This is a genomic window from Acaricomes phytoseiuli DSM 14247, assembly GCF_000376245.1.
GTDB lineage: Bacteria > Actinomycetota > Actinomycetes > Actinomycetales > Micrococcaceae > Renibacterium > Renibacterium phytoseiuli.
In genome coordinates, this window is record NZ_AQXM01000062.1 from 83,360 (window position 1) to 104,202 (window position 20,843).

The following is a 20,843-nucleotide window of genomic DNA, read 5'->3' on the forward strand; positions in this document are numbered from 1 at the left end:
ACAGAAAGACCCCATCATGACCACAAACCCCGCCCTGGACACCGCCCTCACCCTCCACAAGCACGGCATCGCAGCAATCCCCGTCGCCACGGACGGCACCAAACGCCCCGCCATCCCCTGGAAACGCTTCCAAAAAGACCAACCCGTGCTCGCTGAGCTGGATAGCTGGTTCGGACAGGATGGGTACGGCCTTGGGGTTATCACCGGCAAAGTGTCCGGAAACCTCGAAATGCTCGAAATCGAAGCCGCCGCCATCCCCCACCTAACAGAACTCGCCAAACTCGCACACGACACCGGCCTCGGACCCCTCTGGGACCGCATCAACACCGGATGGCTAGAAGCAAGCCCATCAGGCGGCATCCATTGGTTTTACGGCACCACCGAACCAGTACCCGGAAACACCAAACTCGCCAGCACCGTCACACACCAAACCCTCGCCGAAACCCGAGGGGAAGGCGGCTTCGTCGTTATCGCACCCACCACCGGCACCGCACACCCCACCGGCAAACCCTGGACCCGACTAGTCGGCGGACCAAACACTATGCCGACCCTCACCACCGACGAACGCGACGCCCTCCACGCCCTCTTCCGAACCCTCAACCAGGCCAGACCCCATGAAGAGCACGGAAATCTATTTGACCCCCTAGACCAAGCCCTCACCACCCACGACGCCAGCAGCCCCGATGACGGTGTGCGCCCCGGCGACGACTACGAAAACAAAACCACCTGGGCGCAGATCCTCGAACCCCACGGATGGACGAAACTCTTCACCAGCGGCACCACCACCTATTGGCGTAGACCCGGCAAAACCACCGGCATCTCAGCCACCACCGGCCACGCCCAAGACCGCAACCGACTATTTGTTTTCACCACCTCCAGCATTTTCAACCCAGAAACCCCGTACACGAAGTTCGCCGCCTACGTCCTGCTCAATCATGGCGGGGACTACACCGCAGCAGCCCGCGAACTCAAAAACGCCGGGCACGGAAAACCGCCCACCACCAAGGCAAAAACCCGGCAACGAAACCTCACCCTCGCACCGCCAGCACCCGCCACCGACGGTACAGCAGCCTTGGCTACCGTCACCGAACTCAACCCACCTAGAAAAGTCACCCTCACCGACCACGGAAACGCCCAGCTCTTCATCACCAGACACGGCCACCAGCTCCGTTACGCCCCCTCACGTGGAAAATGGCTCCACTGGGACAACACCCGCTGGGCATGGCAAGAAGACGACTCCGAAGCCGTCCAGGCCGCCTGGGAAACCATCACCGCCCTAGAACCCCAAGATGACGCAGAACGCACCCACCAACACCGGTCCTTATCCCGCCGCGCCCTGGAAGCAACGGCAGCCCTCGCACGCCGCAGCAACGAAATCCGTGTCACCTCAGACCAACTCGACAACGAACCCCTACACCTCAACACCCCCACAGGGATCATCAACCTCACAACAGGCGCCACCGAACCACACGACCCCGCACGAATGCACACAAAAACAACGCTCATCGCTCCTGACCTGGACCTGCCAACGCCCCTCTGGGACCGGCTACTCAACTACGCCTTCGAGACCCAACCCGAAACCATCACATTCATTCAAGACCTCATCGGATACGCCGCCACCGGCCAAGTCACCCACCACGTCCTCCCCTTCCTCTACGGCGCAGGCGGCAACGGCAAATCCGTATTCCTCGACACCATCACCGCCATCCTCGGCGACTACGCCACCTCCGCCCCCGCCGGATTCCTCATGGCAGGCAGAGAACAACACGAAACCGAAATCGCACGCCTCGCAGGCACCCGCCTCGTCGTCTGCTCCGAAGTCAACCAACGCGACCGATTCGACGAAGCAAAAGTCAAACTCCTCACCGGCGGCGACCGACTCACCGCCCGATTCATGAGACAAGACCACTTTTCATTCACACCCACCCACACCCTCTTCATGATGGGCAACCACCAACCCCGCGTAGAATCCGGCGGCGGAGAATCCTTCTGGCGACGCCTACGCCTACTCCCCTTCACCCGGATCGTCCCCGAAAAAGACCGCATCGAAAACCTCACACAACGCCTTTTAGCAGAGGAAGCCCCAGGCATCCTCGCCTGGATCATCAACGGAGCCCTCAACGTCCACCAGAACGGACTCAAAGCCCCCCAAGCAGTCCTAGCCGAAACCCAAGCCTACGCAGACGAAGAAGACGCACTAGCGCGCTTCGTAGCCGACCACGTCCACATCGGCGGCGGTGACATCGTCAGAACCAACACCACCCACATACGAACCACCTACACCGCCTGGTGCCGGGCAAACGGCGAATACGAAGTATCCCCCCAAGTCTTCGGACGGGAACTCAGAACCCGCTTCAACGTCCAACAAATACGCTCCAACGGCAAACGCTTCTACACCAACATGACACTCCTCGACACCGACGATTTAGACGAAGAGCAGAAGGCCGAAAACTGGCTAGACAGGCTCGACAAATGAAACAAAATATCGGTCACTGCCCCAAAAACATAGCAGTGACCGACAGTGACCGATCAGTGACAGTAAAAAACGGTTACTGTCACTGCGAAAAACCGCTAAACCAAGCCTCAAAAGAAGGTGCAGTGACCGATAGTGACCGATATTTCTCCCGATCCGGCTATATCAAGATCATAGTTAACGCTAATCAGCGACAACTTAAACGCGCGCAGGGCGGGCTTATGAAATATCGGTCACTGCTGTCACTGCAAGGCACCACATGAAACAGCAAATCCTCTTCCACGCCACCCCAAGTCCAATCAAAAAACCATGGGCCGCTGGCATCCCCGACTGGGTCATCCAAGCCACCCAGGCCCAGCCCACCCGCATAAGCGCCACAGCCAGACTCGAACCCTGCCCACGATGCCAGCAACCGACCCTCCACGCACTCGACGCAGGACACGACAACTGCGACACCACCCGGATAGACCTAACACTGCTCACCAACACCGACGAACTCCAGGCACTCGTCAACGGAAGAACCACCCACGAACTCATCACACGTATCACCGGCATCAGCCTCCACATCCGCAACAGCTCACGCATCAGCTGGAACCCCGCCAACACCAGCACCACACCCGTCGCACCCAGCCACCAATGCGGACAAATCCTTGGCTACCCGATCCCCTGGAACCTCATCTACACACAACCGAAAGGAACCAACCATGAACCGCCCTTCTAACGACCAGCCAGAACGCATCGTCGAATACCGCGACACCACCGGAAATGGCCTCACACTCGCCAAACTCAGAGCCTTCATACAATCCGCCGACGACGCCAACACACCACCCGAAACCATCCTCCGGGTCCGCGTCGGCTTCCGCTCCCAAATCAAAGCCATCACCACCGGAAAGAAAACCCCATGACCACCACACCAAAAACCATCATCGGCATCGACCTATCCCTCACCAGCACCGGAATTGCCACCCTCCACAACGGCCAGATCACCCTCAACACCTTCCGCACCAAAGGAACCAAAAACGACACATGGAAACAGCGCGCAGACCGAATCATCAACACCTCACACCAAATCGCCGGGTCCGTACCCCCAGGAGCAACCGTAGCCATCGAAGCTCCGGCATACGCTTCCACCACCGGATCACAACATGACCGCTCCGGCCTCTGGTGGTACACCTACACCACCCTCCACCACGGGTTCGGCTGCCCAATCATCGCCATCACCCCAGCCCAACGAATGATCTACGCCACAGGAAAAGGAAACACCACAAAAGACCAAGTCCTCGCCGCAACCATCCGCCGCTACCCACAAGCCAACATCACCAACAACGACGAAGCAGACGCCCTCATCCTCGCCGCCATCACCGCCAGGCTCCACAACAACCCCATCGAAAACCAGCCACTCCCCCAAACCCACCTACGAGCCCTCAACAAACTCCAGGAGAACCCAAAATGACCACTAAGAAAGCGACCAGTCAGGGTGGTTCGGGCGTGCGTGAGTGTCCGTGTTCGCGGGTTGTTCGTGATGTGTTTTTGTGTCAGTCGTGTGTGGGGAGGTTTGAGCGGTTGATGGTGCAGGCCTTGGGTTTGTTGGAGGATTTGACGGTGACGATGTCGCGGTTGGATCAGGTCGGGGTTGCTGGTTTTCGTGGGGGGTCGGGGCAGGGGCGGGTGCTGCCTTTGCGGTTGGATGCGTCGAAGGCTCATGAGGAACTCCGCAAGGCTCTCGGTGGCGTTTCCCGTCCTGTGAGGGAGTTGGCGGCCTCCAGTGAAGGCCCGGCAGTTTTGGAGCGCTTAGAGGGCGCTGTGGCGGCTGCGGTGCGTGTTGTCGATCTTCCGCCCGAGATGATCCACATTGGAGCTTGCGGGAAGGTCTTTGAGGGCGTCGAGTGTGAGCAAGAGCTTTTCGTCACGGTCGAGCAGGCGTCAGTGGCGTGTGAGGTCTGCGGGACGCTCTGGGATGTTTCGGACCGGCGGTCGTCGGCTATCCGGTCTGCGTGGAAGGCTATTGCTCCGCCGCGTGTGATTGTCGCGGCGTTGCAGAGTCAAGGCGTTCGGGTGGCGGTGAAAGACATTGAGAATTGGGCGCAGCTAGGGCACTTGAGCAGGGCTGTTGATCCTGTTTCGGGTGTGTCAGGGTTTCGTGTTTCGGAGGTTTTTGTCGTAGCGCAGCGCATGGTTGCTAAGCGGGCAAAGACACGCTCAAAGTGACAAATGATGTTTACATCACTAACTTTTAGGGTAAAGTGAAACTAGCATCGGCAGTACTGGGGATAGCTGCAGATCAGAAAAAATGCCAACCTCGTCGGCCCATGCCACGAAAGGCGTGGCAAGTCCCACCGCGTTGACTTCACTGTCTGTAGCCGTGGAAGAACACAACTGAATAAAAGACCTTGACCCTCTTCACTACCCACAGACCAAGAGGGTCGAGGTCTTTTCACGACTTACGATTACGCCATAGTTCCTTGATTTCCGCCCAGCCTTCCTGGGGGGTCGGCTTCTTAGTTTTCGCGGGAGCCTCAGACTTGAGCCGACGCAACGTCACCGTTGATACCGCGCTCAAACGGTTTTTCTCAGCCATAACTTCCCAGCCTTCAGCGATGAGGTCTTCCAAAGTCTTTCGCGAACGATACCCGCGATTCTTGCCTGGATAGTAGTCAATTGTCTTTGTCTCGAACTTTGCCTCATTCATGCCAAACACCCTACCGGAGGTGACACCTCTTGTGGCCCGCATCACTAAAACCCAACGTAATGAAGTCGCCACCCTCCACAAAGCCGGTCACACACGCAACCACATCGCCAAAACCGTCGGCATCAGCGCAGGCTCAGTCACCAAAATCTGCCAAGAACTCGGCCTCAACTTCAACCGCGACCACACCCGTGCCGCCGTCGCCGCCAAACAAGCCGACGATAAGCACCGCCGCCAACAGCTCAAAACCCACCTCCTCGAAGACGCCCACAAGCTCCGCGAACAACTCTGGACACCTACCCAGCTCGTCAACTTCGGCGGCAAAGACAACACCCTAAATTCGACGACCATTTCGGAACCGCTCTTCGTCGACAAGAAAAACATCATGACCGCCATCGGCACCGCCATCGACCGCTACATCCGCCTCGACGCCATCGACAACAACAACGGCCAGGCCGACGCCGAGTCCATGCTCCACCAACTCGCCACACAGCTAGGCCTGCCCGATGACCAGCCCTAAACAGCAAGACTTCCTCAAACACTCCACGGCCCGTGTGAACGTCCTCGAAGGCTCTATCCGATCCGGTAAAACCATCGCCTCCCTGCTCCGCTGGCTGATCTACATCGCCCGGGCACCCCTCGGTGGCGAACTCGTCATGGTAGGAAGAACCCGCGACGCCGTCTGGCGGAACTGCATCGCACCACTCCAAAACCCGGCACTCTTCGACACCGCCGCGAATCACGTCATAGGTAACCATGGCGCGCCCACTGTCACTATCCTGGGCAGAAAAATCCACGTCCTCGGAGCATCCGACGCCAAAGCCGAAAAGGTCATTCGAGGCATGACCGTCGCCGGAGCCTACGTAGACGAAGTCACCGTCGTACCCGAAGAATTCTTCACACAGCTCCTCGGCCGTATGTCCGTCCCCGGGGCCAAGCTCTTCGGAACCTCCAACCCGGACTCCCCGTCGCATTGGCTCAAACGTAAGTTCCTGGACCGCATCAACAAGCTCCCTGACTGGGCTTCCTGGCATTTCACTCTCGACGACAACCCGGCACTGACCGAGGAGTACAAGAACTCGATTAGAAACGAGTTCACCGGCCTCTGGTACCGCCGCTTCATACTCGGCGAATGGGTAGCCGCCGAAGGCGCAATCTACGACATGTGGAACCCAGAGAAGCATGTGATCACCTGGGACAAGCTGCCCGCCATGCAACGCCTCCTCGGCGTAGGTGTGGACTACGGCACGACCAACGCAACATCCGCCGTACTCCTCGGCCTCGGCGACAACAACCGCCTCTACCTCGTCGATGAATGGCGCTACGACGCCGTACAAGCCCAAGCACGGCTCACCGACGCGCAAATCAGCCAAAGGCTCCACGACTGGCTCACCCAACCTCACCTGCCGAACCTGGACCATGCGGTTCCGGAGTGGACCATCGTGGACCCCGCCGCCGCATCATTCAAAGTCCAGCTCGCCGACGACGGCATCCGCAACGTCATCAACGGCGACAACAACGTCCTCTACGGGATCAGGACGACAGCCTCACTCCTTGCAACAGGGAAGCTGCAAGTGTCGGACCGGTGTACAGGGTTCATCAACGAGGTCGCCGGGTACTCGTGGGACCAGAAAGCCACCGAAGCCGGGGAAGACAAGCCCATCAAAACCGCTGACCATTCACTCGACGCCGCCCGGTACGCCATAGCCACCACGGAGACGAACTGGCGCAACGTCGTTGATCTCGCCGCCTGAAAGGAGGCCACGTCATGCCCTTGCCCGAAGCTAACACCACGTGGCCACCCGCAAGCCTCACGCCGATCTTCCGCCAAATGGGTGCATGGTCAGCCCTCTACACCAACGACACCGGGAACTTAGGCGTTACGCTCAGTCAGGGCAAAACAGACCGGCAAGGCGTCATCAACCAATTCTTGAAGTTCTTCTGGAACCAAACCAGTACGGATCTCACTAAACCCCAAGAACGCAAGCTGCATATCCCCATCGCCTCAGATATTGCCTCGGCCTCCGCTGATCTGCTCTTCTCCGAACCGCCAACAGTCACCGTAGCCAACACCGAAGACACCGACGAGAAGACCGTCGAGCGCCTCGGACTCATCACCGGACCGGACTTTCAACAGCTCCTCACCTCCGCCGCTGAAACCTCCGCAGCACTCGGCGGCACCTACCTCCGCGCCATCGTAGACGACACCATCGCCGACCACCCGTTTATCACCAAAGTAGATGCCGACGCGGCAATACCCGAATTCAAGCACGGCAGGCTTGTCGCCGTGACGTTCTGGCACGTAGTCGCCTCCGACAACGGAATGGTCACCAGGCACCTAGAACGCCACGAAACCGACGTGAACGGCACGGGCCTCATCGTCCACGGCCTCTACCGAGGTACCCGCGACAACCTTGGACAGCCGGTCCCTTTCACCGAATCACCCGCCACAGCCTGGCTTACCGAACCAGGCACTGTCGAGCACCTGATAGACGGCAACACGATCAGCACCAGAACCCCCGGACTCGCCGTCGCCTACGCCCCGAACGTCACTCCCTCTAGGACATGGCGGAACAACCCTGTGGGGGCACACCTGGGCCGCTCGGACTTCGACGGCATAGAACCCCTCATGGACGCTCTTGACGAAGCGTTTTCGTCACTCATGCGTGACATCCGTCTCGGTAAATCCATGCTCGTCGTACCCGCCGCAATGCTCGACAACAACGGACCAGGCCAAGGCGCATCATTCAGCCAGGATGAGATCTTCACCCCGGTCAACGCTGCACCGGCTACCGCTGCTGATAGCAAAATGGCCGTCGAACAGGTGCAATTCAACATCCGCGTGACTGAGCATGAGCAAACGATCATGTTGCTCTGGAACCGGATCATTGCTTCGGCTGGGTATTCTGCACAGACTTTTGGTGAGTCCATGGAATACCGGGCGACAGCGACCGAGGTTACCTCCCGGGAACGGCGCTCCTACATGACTCGTGACCGCAAGATCCGGTCGTTTCAGCCCGCACTGGAGGCCATCGTGGCTAAGGCGTTAGCTATGGACGCGGAGATCTTCAAGAGTGGCGCTAAGTCCGCCCCGGTTCGTGTGCAGTTCGCTGACGGTGTCCAGGACGACCAAGAGGCCCTGGCCAGGACAGCTTCACTGCTCGCTGCTGGACTCTCATCATCCATTGAAACCCGTGTCCGCCTTCTCCATAAGGACTGGGATGAGACGGCCATCGCCGAGGAGGTCGAGCGGATTCGGGCAGAAAACCGCGTACCCGAGCTAGCTGACCCAGACTACATCGGTGTCCAGGGAACTGCACTTTCCTCGCAATACCAGGAGTAGCCCCGTGGTGATGCGTCCAGATGATGCAATTAACCTAGCCAAAGGTATCCGCGAGATATACCTCGAAGCCGAGTTGATCCTCCTGCAGAAGATCGCCAAAACCCTCTCAGGAGGCCTTGACTCCCCCGCCTGGGCAGAAGAAAAACTACTACAAACCGGAGCCGTGCTAGCCGCTACGGAAAAGATCATCAACCGGCTGGAGCACAAAACAGCTCAGCAACTCCTGGCGATCCTCAGCGGCGCTTACCGACTGGGCGCAGACAGCGCGATCAAGGAGTTAAAGGCCAGGCGGTTGATTGGCGGGCTCGGAGGTGTCGCACCGTCACCTGGTGTTCTTGCCCTTGTTACTGCCACTCTCGGCGGGCAAGCGCAGGCCTTCCAGATACGCCGCTCCGTTATCGACGCTTATCAGGAGATCATTACCCAAGCCACGGCCCAGGCTGTGGCCGGTGTCCTGACAATACGTGAAGCCTCAAAGTCACTCCTTCTGGGGCTGGCTAAGACCGGTATCACGTCTTTCACAGATCGGTCTGGGCGGTCATGGGAAATGGGTGCTTACGCTGAAATGTCCGTGAGGACTGCCAGCATGAACGCCTATCTGCAGGGCACCGTAGACCAGATAACGGACTTCGGCGAAGACCTCGTCATCATCTCGAACGCCCCCGAAGAATGCCGCCTCTGCCGACCCTACGAACACCGGGTCCTGTCAATTAGTGGAAACAGCCCCGAAAGGACCTCTCTTGAAGAAGCCCGGAACCGAGGACTCTTCCACCCGAACTGCCGCCACTCAATGTCGCTGTACATTCCCGGAGTCACCAAACGCACCAGTCACACCGCCGACCCGGAAGGCGCGGCGCTCAGGCAGAAACAGCGTGCGTTTGAGCGCAGAGTCCGGGAATTGAAACGCCAGGTAGCAATTGCTGACGGTTTCGGCGAACCCGAGGCTGCTACGGCTAGGTCGAAGCTCAGGGCTAAACAAGCTGAGTTCAAGCAGTGGCGAGACATCAACGACAGGAAGAACCTGTCATATCGAACGAACGTCAACTACCGCTAACCACCTTGGAAGGAACAGCAATCATGGACACCTCTGACGCCACAAGCACACCAGACACCGCAGAGCAGGGCTCAGCGGAAGGCCTGGACCAGGCGAGGCAGCCAAGCGGAACACAGCCAGCACCCGCAGAGGATGCCCAGGAGTCTCCTGAGGCGACCATCGCCCGACTCACTGCCGAAAACTCTAAACTTCGCGCTGAGAACGGCAAGGACCGCGTCAACGCCAAAACTCAGGCAGCCGAGGAAGCCCGCAACGACCTCGTCCAAGAACTCGGCAAAGCCCTCGGACTCGTCAAAGAAGGCGACAAGCAGCCCACCGCAGAAGAGCTAACTACGAGTCTCGCTCAGGCCAACGAAGCCTCCAACGCCCAAGCTCTTCAACTAGCGGTCTTCCGTGCAGCATCGAAGAACGGGGCACACGGAGACGCCCTACTCGACTCCACAAGCTTCCTCGCCGCCGTCAAAGGGCTGGACCCGAACGACGGCGAGAAGATCGACGCGGCGATCAAGAGCGCCGTCGAAACTAACCCCCGGTTCCGTGCAGCCCAGGCGGCAGCACGGACCAGCGCAGAATTCAACGGCGGGACCGGCGAACCGCGCAATAAACCCACCACTCTCAGCGGCGCAGTAGACCAGTATTACCTCGCCGCGAAACAGTAAGGACCAACCATGCCTGTAACACTTGCCCAGGCGTCACAGAACGCCGCCTCCGCCGTCAATACCCAGGTCATCGACGAATTCCGAACCTCCGCACTGCTCGACCAACTTGTCTTCGATGACGTAGTCAACCCGGCAGGCGGCGGAGCCACTCTCACCTATTCATACCGGCGACTGGCCACTCTGTCAGACGCCCAGTTCCGAGCCATTAACTCCGAGTACGCGCCGACCGAAGTTACCACGACCCAGCATTCCAGCGACCTCAAAGTGCTTGGCGGAAGCTTCCAGATCGACCGGGTACTCGCAAAGGTCGGCCCTTCCGCGACGGGTGAAGTCTCGCTTCAGATGTCGCAGAAAATCAGGGCAGCCAAGGCAGCCTTCTCGGATGCGGTCATCAACGGCGACTCTTCCGCCAACGCAGACTCCTTCGACGGCCTGTCGAAAGCTCTGGCTGGGTCTAGCACCGAAGTTGGCGATACTTTCGACTGGTCCAGCGCCATGGACGAAAGCAAGTCTTTCCAGGTACTCGAAGACCTCGACAATCTGCTGTCCGTCATGGACGGTGAACCAACCCTGTTGATCTCAAATCAGAAGGGACTAGCGAAGATCCGCTCTGCCGCCCGCCGATCCTCGATGTATGTCACGGCTCCAGGCCCTGGAAAGTCGTCCTTAGAGCGGTATGGGAATGTGCTCCTCTTTGATGCTGGGAAGAAAGCTGGAAGCAACGAGGACATCATCCCGGTCACTGGTGGCTCGACCGCTCTGTATGCGGTCCGTATTGGCCTCGATGGCTTCCACGGTGTCAGCACGGTTGGCGGCAGTCTTGTCCAGACGTGGCTTCCGGACTTCACGAAGCCTGGTGCTGTGAAGACTGGTGAGGTTGAGATGGGCCCGGTGTCCGTGGCTTTGAAGGCAACGAAGGCTGCTGCTGTGGCCCGGAACGTCAAGGTCGCCTAGTCGGCAAAAGCTGTGGGGTGCCGTCGAGGTCAGGAGTACTCGACGGCACCCCACTTGCCAGTAAGGAGTCACGCATGACTATCAAGATTATTTCTCCTATTGAGGGGCACACCGCGAAAACGGAATTTGGGCCTGCCCACATCGAGTTCATCGATGGTGAAGCGCATGTTGATGAGCTTCCTGACGGTGTACGGGCTTACCTGCTGCAGGTGGGGTATGAGGTGACTGAGGACACCGAGGTGCACGCTAAACCGAAACGGCGCGGGCGTTCAGCGAAACAGCAAGAAGAGGAGGCCAAAGATGACGCTTGATCCACGAGACGTAAAACCAGAACTCATCGGCACACCGCTGCGCGACGCCGCAGTAAACCCGAAAGAGTCGGACTTCTTGCCACCAATCAACGCAGGGAAACCGGGCGAAGAGGGCAACCCGCACGGGCCGAACGTGATCTCCCCAGGCATCCACGCCCTAGAGGAGCAACACCCCATCCGTCCCGGCCTCGTGTCCTCCGACCCGGCAACTCAATCCATCGAAGAGACCGAACACCTTCTCAAGCACAGGGCCAACGACACTACGGACCCGGCTCCTGAGCCAACTGAATAAACAGGAGGAGAGGAGGCTGGCAATGTACCGTGTCTACGCCACGAAAGCCGATCTAGAAAAGTGGATGAGCCCTGATATGGCTCCCGATAATGCGGTCAGCCTCCTCTCCTCGGCATCGGCTCTTGTGGAAGATGCAACGCTTACCGCTATTTACACGACAAAAAGCGACGGAATGCCCCGAAACAAATACATTTCGGGGGCATTCCGGGACGCGACCTGCGAACAGGCGAAATTCTGGGCAACTAATGGTCTCGATCCGGAAAAAGACGCGTACAGCATCGGGGCACGTGCGGGTGCCTCATCTAAATCCATAGCGGGGGCGAGCTTTTCTTACGACTCCACCGAATTAACCCGAGTCACTAGAGCTAAACTCGCCGCGCTGCAAACACTGTGCCCTAACGCTGCTCGCATACTCCGCAACGCAGGTCTACTGACTACCACGGTCCAGTCATGATTGACGAGTTGGAAGATTTCTGGGTTCACACCGTGACTGTTGAAACCTATATGGGTAATACAGCTTGGGGCCAGAAATACGAGCAAAAAAGCCCCCCGATCCCTTGCTTCGTTTCTGATAAGCGGAGGCTTATTCGGACACCGTCTGGTGACACCGAGGTTTCAGAATCGACGGTTACTGCGAATCGTAAATATGCTCCGCTATTTGCCGAAGGGTCTATAGTCCATCTGCCCGGACGGACAGCTGTAGTGCTCAAACTCGCTGACAATTCTTCCAGCAACTTAGAACTACCTGACCATATGCAAGCGTCACTTTCCTAGAGGGGGGCAAAAGTGTCCTCTGGGTTCAAGTTCACACCGAACAAAAGCGTTATGCGCACGATCAGGGCAGCTGAGAAGAAGGGAATGTTCGAAGCCGCCGAACATGTCAGAAAGGAATCTAACGAGGTCGTACCCATAGAGAAGGGCGACCTCGGAGGGTCCGCCGTGGCCAGTGTCGATGACAAAGGCACTCGTGCGGCTGTCTCTTACGACACCCCCTACGCCGTGAAACAACACGAAGACCTCTCCCTCCGCCATGACGACGGACGTGAAGCAAAATACCTTGAGAAAACTTTGGCGAGAGAACGCGGCGCGGTCAGAAAAGTTATTGCCGATGAAATTAGGCGAGTAACCAGATGAGCTTCCAAACCACACTTCTAACCGCCATCGGTGAGCTGCTGGAAGCTGAGCAAATAGGTCAGTGGAAACCCAGTGATACCTACTCGCGAAACAGGACAGCTATCACCGTCCTGTCACTGCCTCAAGCCACCGATCGGGCAATCACGATGAACCTTTACCCGGTCCAAGACGACGCCACCACTGACTCAATCGTCGGCCTGCAATTCCGCATCCGGGGAGCACCGAACGACCCACACAACGCCCTGAACACCATCGACGCGATTTTTAACGCACTCCACGACCTGAGAAACACCTCACTCGCCAATATCCCGGTAGTCCGGATGTGGAGACAGTCCGGGGCGAATCTCGGCAAAGACGAAAAAGACCGGCCAGAGCACACCGAAAACTATTACATCCAGCTCACCCGCACCGGAAAACACAGATCAGACAACTAGGAGTAAACATGAGCGTCGAACCATATGACGAAACGAACCCGATCACACCCGGACAGCTTTCTGACTGGGTTGTCGAGGTCGCAAAAGATCTGACCGATAAAACCAAGGTTGAATATAAGCGACTGCGTGGCATCACGGAGTTTACCCCGCCAGCTGTCGAGAAAAATCTTGAAGACGACGGAGATTACGACATGGGCTCGTGGGCGTCGCAGACCGCTACCGGCCTGACCTGGACATCTGAAGGGACCGTGAAAATCCCCCGTGGTGGAATGCCAAGTGACCCCGGCCAGGAAATCCTCAAAGCCGCTGGGCTGGGCGTAGCCGAAGAAGGCTATGTTCTTTTCCGCTGCTACAACAAAAAGACCGGCACCGGGTGGAAAGGCATAGCCGACGCCTCCCTGACCTCAAACGGCGGCCCGAAAACTGATCTTACGACCGCTGCTTTTAAACTGACTGGCCGTGGCCCGCTGCATTCCTACGTTAAGGATATGTCTGCATCGGCACCAGATGTAGCCCCCCAGGGTGACCCGGACTCCCCAGAAAGTCCGGCTAGTCAGGATGCCACTAACTCGACGGATAAGCCCGCTGCTAACGCGCCAGATAAGAGCAAGAGCAAGTAACCCTGTAGTCCCCTCGGTGCGGCTGGTCCAAGGCAGTCGCACCGAGGCCCAACCTTGGAAAAAACAATGAAACTGAATGACCTTAGAACCGACGCACCACTTGAAGTGCCTATTGGTGGCAAGACTTACAAAATTGACCCGATCAGCGCGGACCTCGGACTCCGGTTCCAAGACCTCATGGCCGTCACGTCCAAAGCCGAACGAGGCAAAGAAGCCAGCGATGACGACATAGAGATCCTCTCCGACGCCGCCGAGTACGACTTTTACATGGAAGCTCTCGGTGCAGCCGGTGAGCAGATGCTGGAGGACAAGGCCACCTTTTCCGAGCTTAAAACCGCTGCGCTCTTCGCGATCCTCCATGCCATCTATGGGGAGGATGTGGCGGAGAGGTTTTGGAATTCGGGGGGAAAATCGCAGCCGCCGAACAGGGCGGCGCGCCGAACGGAGACCCGGACCCGCACGGGCGCGGCCACTACGACCCGGAAACAGGCCTCTCAGACACGTACGAGTACCCGGAAGGCCACGCCCAAAAAGGCGGCGGGGTAAGCCTCACCGAGGTTCTAAACCACTGGCCAGCAATCCAGGCAGACCTGCACGAACGCTACAACATCGACACCAGCACCGGAATCCTGGCGGAACGGTCCTGGAACTGGCTGATAACCCGCATAGTCGGTCTTCTCAATGTTCCGCCGGGATTTACCCCAGACGGGCGCGCCGTGCATTCCACACGGCTCGCCCTAGCCCTCTACCCCGTAGAGGCACCTAAAAAAACCTAGATATTGGAGGCCCACATGGCGCTCACCGTTGGTGAACTCGTGGGCTACCTCAACCTCGACGACAAAGGCTTCGAGCAAGGCGTGGGGAAGGCACAGACCAGGCTCAGCGGCCTCGGTTCGGGGGTGAAGAAATTCGCGGGCGCTGCCGGTGTAGCTATCGGTGCCGTAGGCGGTCTCATCGCCGGGATGGCCATCAAGGGTGGCATCAGCCGTGCGTTGCAGATCGAAGACGCCCAGGCGAAACTCAAGGGTTTAGGCCACGACACAGGCACAGTCGAGTCGATCATGAAAAACGCGACAGCCGCCGTGAAAGGCACCGCTTTTGGCCTGGGTGAGGCCGCGACCTCGGCAGCCGGTGCAGTAGCTGCTGGCATCAAACCGGGTCAAGATCTTCAACGGGTTCTGGGATTGGTAGCGGACTCGGCGACTATCGCCGGAACCGACATGGCCTCTATGGGGTCGATCTTCAACAAAGTTGCGGCATCAGGAAAACTACAGGGCGATGTCATCAACCAGCTCCAGGATGCTGGTATCCCGGTGTTGCAGTTCGTAGCCAAAGAGATCGGCAAGACCGCTGAAGAGACATCTGATCTTGCGTCCAAAGGCAAGATCAATTTCGAAACCTTCTCCAAGGCTATGGAGAACGGCCTGGGCGGCGCGGCACTGAAGTCCGGTGAAACATTCCGGGGCGCGTGGAAAAACACGTTGGCGGCCTTGTCTCGTATCGGCGAAACCCTCATGGTGCCTGTACTGGGCGCGGTAAAAAACATTTTGAACGCGGTTATGCCCTTGTTTGATGGGATCAACGCAGCTTTGAAACCGGTGATGGCTTCGCTGGCTCCAGGTATTGAAGCGGCGGCTAACCGTGTGGCGGGTGCTCTGGGGGCTATCCCTGCCGGTGTGCAGTCGATGATGGCACCTATTGCTGGAATTGTTCAGGGGTCTCTTGGGTCTGTCAGTGGTTCGGTGGCTGGTTTTGCAACAGTTCTAGGGCCAGTCATTGGTGGGCTGAGCGGAATGTTCGGCTCCTTGTTAGGACAACTGCCACTCATCGGCCCGCTATTCAAAGGAATTACAGGTCCAATCGGCCTTGTCATCGGTGCCATTGGTGGCCTCATTGCAGCGTCTCCTGAGCTTCGGGCAGCCCTCGGCGACGCCCTCGGGCAGGTCATCCCAGTTGTCGCTCAGCTGGCCGCAGCGTTTACCCCGCTCATCGGCGTAGTAGCTCAGCTGGCACCAGTTTTGGGGCAGACGATCGCTGCAGCAATTCCACCCGTTACCGCAGCGATCACTGTTCTCGGCGGGGCGCTCAGCGTGGTTATCGGCGCTATCAGTACCGCTGTCTCTTGGTTCACGAACCTCAACGGCGGCGCGCAAGCCCTAGGAGCAGGACTGGTTGCACTTGCCGGTGGCTTCGCGGCATATCGGGCCGGGCTCACCGCTTACGTGGCGATCATGGGCATTGTCCGGGCGGCTACCGGAGCCTGGGCAGCAATCCAGGCCGTCCTGAATGTTTCCATGTGGGCTAACCCTATTGGTCTCGTTATCGCAGGTATCGCCGCACTCATCGCTGTCATCGTGCTACTCATCGCGAACTGGGACTCTGTCGTCAGTTTCCTCCGCGACACCTGGAACGGTTTTGTGTCCTGGTTCCGCAGCGTAATGGACGGATTCATCAGCTGGTGGAACGGAGTCTGGGCCCCGTTCGCAGCACCAGTCAGCGCCATCTGGAACCAAATTAGCTCCATCATCAGCACTGCCTGGGGAGTCATCCAGACCATCATCAGCGCGGCATTCGGTGTCATCTCAACAATATTCAACGCAGCCTGGTCCACGATCAAGACCATTGTCGCCACGGCGCTAGCTGTCATCATCGCGATCTTTACCGGGAACTTCGCTCAGGTAGGCAATCTCGTAACCGCTGGCTGGCAGAAAGTCGCGGCAATCTTCGGCAATGCTGCCCGGCAGATCCAGTCCATCGTGACCACGGCCTGGAACCTCGTCACTAGCGCCATCGCAAGCGCACTTAGCAATATCTGGAGCCGCATCCAAAGCGTCCTACAGGCGATCACAAGCCTCTGGAATTCTGCCTGGAATTCAGCCGGTGCGCTTATCGGTCGGGTCTGGAACGGGATCATCTCAGGAGTCAGCAGCGGCATTAACGGGGTTCTTGGATTCGTTCGTGGTCTGCCCGGGCAGATCATGGGCTTCTTCGGTGGTGCCGGTTCCTGGCTTGTCGGGGCCGGGCGCAACATCATTAACGGGTTTCTCAATGGTCTTCGCTCAGCGTTCGAGAACGTCAAGAGTTTTGTCGGCGGTATCGGTGATTGGATCGCCGCGAACAAGGGCCCGAAGGCATACGACCTCGCACTATTGGTGCCTGCTGGTGGGTGGATTATGGACGGCCTCGAAAAAGGTCTCCGGGACTCCATACCTTCGCTAAGGGCGACGCTGGGCGATATTTCCTGGATGGTCGCCAACGGCATTGACCCGCAGCTCGGCGCACCGGGTGGCTTCGGCCTCCACGAGGCTGGCGGAGCAACTGCCCGTGGAGGGAACACCACCATCGTGAACAACAACATGACAGTGAACCCGTCCGAACAAATGTCCGAGGAGAACCTAGCCCGGATCGCAGCTGAGCAGCTGGAATGGAAGGCGCGGACATGAGTAACTACCCCTCCGGCGTTCCAGTCTACGTTCTGCCTGAAAGACAAGCCCGAATCACCCTCGCCAACCTCATTTTCAACGAATGGAACAGTCGAGGCTACCTCTTTAAAGCCCTGAAAATCAGGGGTTGGAAGGGCAAGCCGGGGGTTCGACGGCAACAGACGGAACGGCTCTGGGCCCACGGCGTTTTCACCGAACGAGGATACTCCGACGCACGGCCTATCACCATCGAAGGCCGGGCATTCCTGCCAACCGAAGAGGCCGTCCGCAACGCAACCATCGACTACGGGGCGATCCTGCAAGAGGGCGGATTCGATCAGCTGATTGTCGATGATCCAATCATGGGTGAGCAGTGGGCAACCGTTGGGCTAGAGGCTGGCTCAGACGCCGACTGGCATGTACCCGGAATTTATCCTTTCCAGCTGCAACTGTTCGCTCCGGACCCGCGCAAATACAGTGCGCCGTTGAGCGGCTCGACCGGCATCCCGGTTGATGGTGGCGGCCTGCAGTATGACCTGTACACAACAACACCAGGTGTCCTGGATTATGCCGAATCGGGCAGTCCGGGAACTGTTACCCTCACCAATCCGGGCAGCGCTCCTGCCTCGCCAGTCTTCACTATTACCGGTGAAATTCCTGAGCAATTCTCTGCTACTGAGATCCGAACAGGACGGCGACTCATCTACGAGGGGGCACTGGTTCCTCAGTCTGTCATCCGGATTGATAGCAGAACGGGTTCAGTCACGCTCAATGGCGAAACGGACCGCTCCGCGAACCTGGTACGTCGGGAATGGCAGCAATTAGGCCCGCAGGCTACAGGAACATGGCTTTTTGAAGCACCTCGCTCCACAAACGCCAGAATGAGTGTGGAGGTAACTCCGGCATGGTGGTAGACGACGACTTCGAGGTTTTAGTCGGCTCTCAGGTCACCGGAAAAATCGATGCCTATCTCAACCCCAGCAATGTTGGCGCAGGGATGCGGTACAACGATGCCGGGCCACTGGATGTCGCGATTCCGATCAAAGCCTTTGAAAATAAACGGCTCAACCCTGCCTCTACCTGCGCCGCGCTGCGCCAGTTCATGGCCGTTTCCTACCAAGGAAACATCATCGAGGCCGGGCCAATCTGGAAACAGGCCTATGACCCTAAGAAAGAGGTCATTAAACTGACAGGAGCCGGGCTATGGACTCTCCTTGACGCAGTCAAGGCCCTGCCCTGGTATGCCATGGCTGTAGGGGTTTCACCAACGACGCTCACGCTCAATGTGGTGAATAAAGCTCTTGGCAGCATTGCCCGTGAGTTCGTCCGCATCGCAGTCTACACCAACCCCAAGAATCCTGGGTTACCAATTGTGCTGCCCGAGATCATCCCGGACATCAACGAACGAAACCCCCCAGGATACTCACTCCCCTGGCTTGGCGACCTCCTTCGGAATCTAACCGGAGTCAAGGGCGGCCCCGACATTCGATTCAGGGCAGAACGCCGTCCTGACGATAACCGATACGTCCAATGGGTGATGTCCCATGGTACCCGTGAAAATCCGTTGCTGACTCAGCATGGTCCGGACTGGATATGGGACGCCACCGTACCGCATTCAACGATTGGCGACTTCGGATGGCAGCAGGACGCAACAAGGATGGCCGCCCGCGCATGGCAACCCGGCGCAGGGTCTGAGCAAGAGATGAAACTCAAATGGGCAGATGACACCACGTTGATTGAGACTGCTGGATACCCGTGGACCGAAGTGGATATAGCGATGAAAGACATCGAGGACGAAGACTTACTTCAAGAATACGCGGATGCAGGTATCTCTGCGGCACGGTTCCCGATGGAGACATGGAACACCACGGTCCGCGCCGATGAAACCCCAAAACTGGGCGAATTTTTGCCTGGAGACTGGTCAAAACTCATCATTCCCGATGATCACCCCATCATTCCAGGGGAACATCGCGCCCGAATCATGTCCGTGGATGTCGATGGGACCAGAGACGTCAAAGTCGTTTACGCACCGATCCAAGGGAGGCCCTAATGAGCGAAGCTGGCATACCCCGGTTCCGGTATGAGCCTGACCCAATTTTAGCCAGCATCAATAGAGGAAATGCTGTTGATCGGCGCGTATCTATCGTAGAACGTGCCGCACCGCAAAAGTCTATGTCTATCAGCCAGGGCGGAAAAAAACGTGTTGGTATAGGCGCATTTTCATCAGATGCAGCAAAGTTCGGTATCGAAATCTTCGACGATAGCGGCGCTGTCCAAGCCAGGCTCGGAGAGCTGACCACACAAGACGGTGTGTATGGATTAGAAGTCCTTGTCCCTGATGGTTTTTACGTGCCCGTCGCCTCTCTGGTCGCCGGAGGAGATCGGAGAACCATCGAGGGTGAATACCGGCGAGAAGTAAAAGCTGGAACATCAATGGGGTGGGCCAATATCGGTCCGTCAATTCTGGTCTCGACGGTGACCGGAAAGATTGATGTCACTGTCGGCGGTGGGCTGTCTATCACTGGGAACAAGGCCACTGTCACATACAGCTACCAGATAGTCCGGGCAGATGGTGAAGAAGAGATCGTCCCCGCCATAAAACGCGGCGTTTTCTGCACACAAGACGGCTCCGGGATGGACAACTCACAATCCTCTGACCGAACTCAACGTCACCTGGTTGCCCCAGGTGAATACAGAGTCAACGCTCTTTTTCAGGTTTTTTCCGGTGCTGGAACGAACGGTGACGGCTATGGAGCTATTTTTGACCGAACTCTAGCTGTCCAAGGCTACTAACCCCGATATTGAAGGAGACAAGCATGGCAGCGAATCGCGGTGTCGGCGTGCGCCAAATCGACACGACCGGAACTACCCCCAAAGAACACCGGCTAGCCATCGCAGGTTTAGTCGCTGAAAACGCTCAGGGAGAACCACGTTCTGGGCTACTAAATCCGGGCACATCGAACATCGTTGTCCCTAAAGCCAACATGTCCTACGACATACTCCCCTGTCAGGCCGTCATAGCTAGATCGCAAGATGAAGGCGTATACACGCCAACCCTGACGAGTATCACTAATGTGGCGACAAGTCCCGCCCCGGCAGCAGGCTCCAGATGGGATCTTGTCTGGATCAAGCAAAACGATCCAGAAAAGGGCGACACCGCAAATCGGGAACCTGCCAATACGGCTGTAGTCGGGGTGACATCTGGTGAAGCAGCGGCGTCACCAGTGAAACCCGAAAATTCGGTGCCTGCTGGCGCACTAATCCTGTCCGAGCACCAAATATTTTCCGGCACTGCATCCACCAATCAAAGCCCTAACACCTCGACCCAGAGGTGGCTATACACTGTCGCACGAGGCGCTCCAATCCCTCTAAGGAACCAGTCAGAACAAGAGAAGATTTCACCCAGCATTGGCGTGACGGTGGCCCGTCAAGACCTCGGAGGCAGGGTCCTGATAGGCGAC

General features: G+C 57.9%; 23 protein-coding genes. 22 read left to right on the forward strand and 1 reads right to left on the reverse strand.

The annotated features are described in order from the left end of the window. Positions 1-16 precede the first annotated feature (16 nt). The 5 genes from C501_RS0109690 to C501_RS0109710 all read left to right on the forward strand — a co-directional run bounded on the left by C501_RS0109690 (position 17) and on the right by C501_RS0109710 (position 4,681). Positions 17-2,476, forward strand: coding sequence for a phage/plasmid primase, P4 family (locus C501_RS0109690; protein WP_018135428.1), 2,460 nt, complete (start codon positions 17-19; stop codon positions 2,474-2,476). Positions 2,477-2,732: 256 nt separating this feature from the next. After that, on the forward strand, positions 2,733-3,194 hold the full coding sequence (locus tag C501_RS0109695) for a hypothetical protein (protein ID WP_018135429.1): 462 nt from the start codon (positions 2,733-2,735) through the stop codon (positions 3,192-3,194). Further along, entirely contained in the window at positions 3,178-3,378 is a 201-nt protein-coding gene (locus C501_RS0109700) for a hypothetical protein (protein ID WP_018135430.1), read from the forward strand. Before C501_RS0109695 ends, C501_RS0109700 begins: the two co-directional genes overlap by 17 nt. Then, a complete protein-coding gene (locus C501_RS13630) occupies positions 3,375-3,926 on the forward strand; it encodes a RuvC family protein (protein ID WP_018135431.1) in 552 nt (183 codons plus the stop codon). The genes C501_RS0109700 and C501_RS13630 overlap by 4 nt, the downstream gene beginning before the upstream one ends. Then, the gene (locus tag C501_RS0109710) at positions 3,923-4,681 is read left to right on the forward strand and encodes a hypothetical protein (protein ID WP_018135432.1); all 759 of its coding nucleotides are present in this window, start codon (positions 3,923-3,925) and stop codon (positions 4,679-4,681) included. Before C501_RS13630 ends, C501_RS0109710 begins: the two co-directional genes overlap by 4 nt. Positions 4,682-4,907: 226 nt before the next feature. Here C501_RS0109710 and C501_RS0109715 read toward each other — a convergent pair whose 3' ends face one another. Then, the gene (locus C501_RS0109715) at positions 4,908-5,162 is read right to left on the reverse strand and encodes a hypothetical protein (RefSeq protein WP_026174800.1); all 255 of its coding nucleotides are present in this window, start codon (positions 5,160-5,162) and stop codon (positions 4,908-4,910) included. 31 nt (positions 5,163-5,193) lie between these two features. On the opposite strand from C501_RS0109715, the gene C501_RS0109720 reads away from it, so the two are divergent. The 17 genes from C501_RS0109720 to C501_RS0109800 all read left to right on the forward strand — a co-directional run bounded on the left by C501_RS0109720 (position 5,194) and on the right by C501_RS0109800 (position 20,175). Beyond that, a complete protein-coding gene (locus C501_RS0109720) occupies positions 5,194-5,679 on the forward strand; it encodes a hypothetical protein (protein WP_018135434.1) in 486 nt (161 codons plus the stop codon). Beyond that, the gene (locus C501_RS0109725) at positions 5,666-6,913 is read left to right on the forward strand and encodes a PBSX family phage terminase large subunit (protein ID WP_018135435.1); all 1,248 of its coding nucleotides are present in this window, start codon (positions 5,666-5,668) and stop codon (positions 6,911-6,913) included. The genes C501_RS0109720 and C501_RS0109725 overlap by 14 nt, the downstream gene beginning before the upstream one ends. A 14-nt stretch (positions 6,914-6,927) precedes the next feature. Further along, positions 6,928-8,502 (forward strand): phage portal protein, encoded by a 1,575-nt coding sequence (locus tag C501_RS13120; protein ID WP_018135436.1) that lies wholly within the window; start codon positions 6,928-6,930, stop codon positions 8,500-8,502. Positions 8,503-8,512: 10 nt separating this feature from the next. Then, positions 8,513-9,556 (forward strand): phage minor capsid protein, encoded by a 1,044-nt coding sequence (locus tag C501_RS0109735; protein WP_018135437.1) that lies wholly within the window; start codon positions 8,513-8,515, stop codon positions 9,554-9,556. Between the two features lie 23 nt (positions 9,557-9,579). Beyond that, positions 9,580-10,215 carry a hypothetical protein gene (locus C501_RS13125; protein ID WP_018135438.1) on the forward strand — a complete coding sequence of 212 codons (636 nt, stop codon included), beginning with the start codon at positions 9,580-9,582 and terminating at the stop codon, positions 10,213-10,215. Between the two features lie 9 nt (positions 10,216-10,224). Next, complete coding sequence (locus C501_RS0109745) at positions 10,225-11,169, forward strand: major capsid protein (protein WP_018135439.1); 945 nt, start codon at positions 10,225-10,227, stop codon at positions 11,167-11,169. 74 nt (positions 11,170-11,243) lie between these two features. Next, complete coding sequence (locus C501_RS0109750; protein ID WP_018135440.1) at positions 11,244-11,480, forward strand: hypothetical protein; 237 nt, start codon at positions 11,244-11,246, stop codon at positions 11,478-11,480. Next, positions 11,470-11,772 (forward strand): hypothetical protein, encoded by a 303-nt coding sequence (locus C501_RS0109755; protein WP_018135441.1) that lies wholly within the window; start codon positions 11,470-11,472, stop codon positions 11,770-11,772. The genes C501_RS0109750 and C501_RS0109755 overlap by 11 nt, the downstream gene beginning before the upstream one ends. A 22-nt stretch (positions 11,773-11,794) precedes the next feature. After that, positions 11,795-12,226, forward strand: coding sequence for a hypothetical protein (locus C501_RS13635; protein ID WP_018135442.1), 432 nt, complete (start codon positions 11,795-11,797; stop codon positions 12,224-12,226). A gap of 332 nt (positions 12,227-12,558) precedes the next feature. Next, a complete protein-coding gene (locus tag C501_RS0109765; RefSeq protein ID WP_026174803.1) occupies positions 12,559-12,906 on the forward strand; it encodes a minor capsid protein in 348 nt (115 codons plus the stop codon). Further along, on the forward strand, positions 12,903-13,340 hold the full coding sequence (locus C501_RS13640) for a minor capsid protein (protein ID WP_018135444.1): 438 nt from the start codon (positions 12,903-12,905) through the stop codon (positions 13,338-13,340). The genes C501_RS0109765 and C501_RS13640 overlap by 4 nt, the downstream gene beginning before the upstream one ends. A gap of 8 nt (positions 13,341-13,348) precedes the next feature. Further along, a complete protein-coding gene (locus C501_RS0109775) occupies positions 13,349-13,960 on the forward strand; it encodes a phage tail tube protein (protein ID WP_018135445.1) in 612 nt (203 codons plus the stop codon). Between the two features lie 66 nt (positions 13,961-14,026). After that, the gene (locus tag C501_RS0109780; RefSeq protein ID WP_026174804.1) at positions 14,027-14,506 is read left to right on the forward strand and encodes a DUF7426 family protein; all 480 of its coding nucleotides are present in this window, start codon (positions 14,027-14,029) and stop codon (positions 14,504-14,506) included. A 245-nt stretch (positions 14,507-14,751) separates the two neighbouring features. Continuing rightward, positions 14,752-17,403 (forward strand): phage tail protein, encoded by a 2,652-nt coding sequence (locus C501_RS13645; RefSeq protein WP_018135447.1) that lies wholly within the window; start codon positions 14,752-14,754, stop codon positions 17,401-17,403. Continuing rightward, positions 17,400-18,296 (forward strand): phage distal tail protein, encoded by an 897-nt coding sequence (locus tag C501_RS0109790; protein WP_169332132.1) that lies wholly within the window; start codon positions 17,400-17,402, stop codon positions 18,294-18,296. Before C501_RS13645 ends, C501_RS0109790 begins: the two co-directional genes overlap by 4 nt. Next, a complete protein-coding gene (locus C501_RS0109795; protein ID WP_018135449.1) occupies positions 18,287-19,432 on the forward strand; it encodes a hypothetical protein in 1,146 nt (381 codons plus the stop codon). The genes C501_RS0109790 and C501_RS0109795 overlap by 10 nt, the downstream gene beginning before the upstream one ends. Then, positions 19,432-20,175 (forward strand): hypothetical protein, encoded by a 744-nt coding sequence (locus C501_RS0109800; protein WP_156807729.1) that lies wholly within the window; start codon positions 19,432-19,434, stop codon positions 20,173-20,175. Before C501_RS0109795 ends, C501_RS0109800 begins: the two co-directional genes overlap by 1 nt. Positions 20,176-20,843 lie beyond the last annotated feature (668 nt).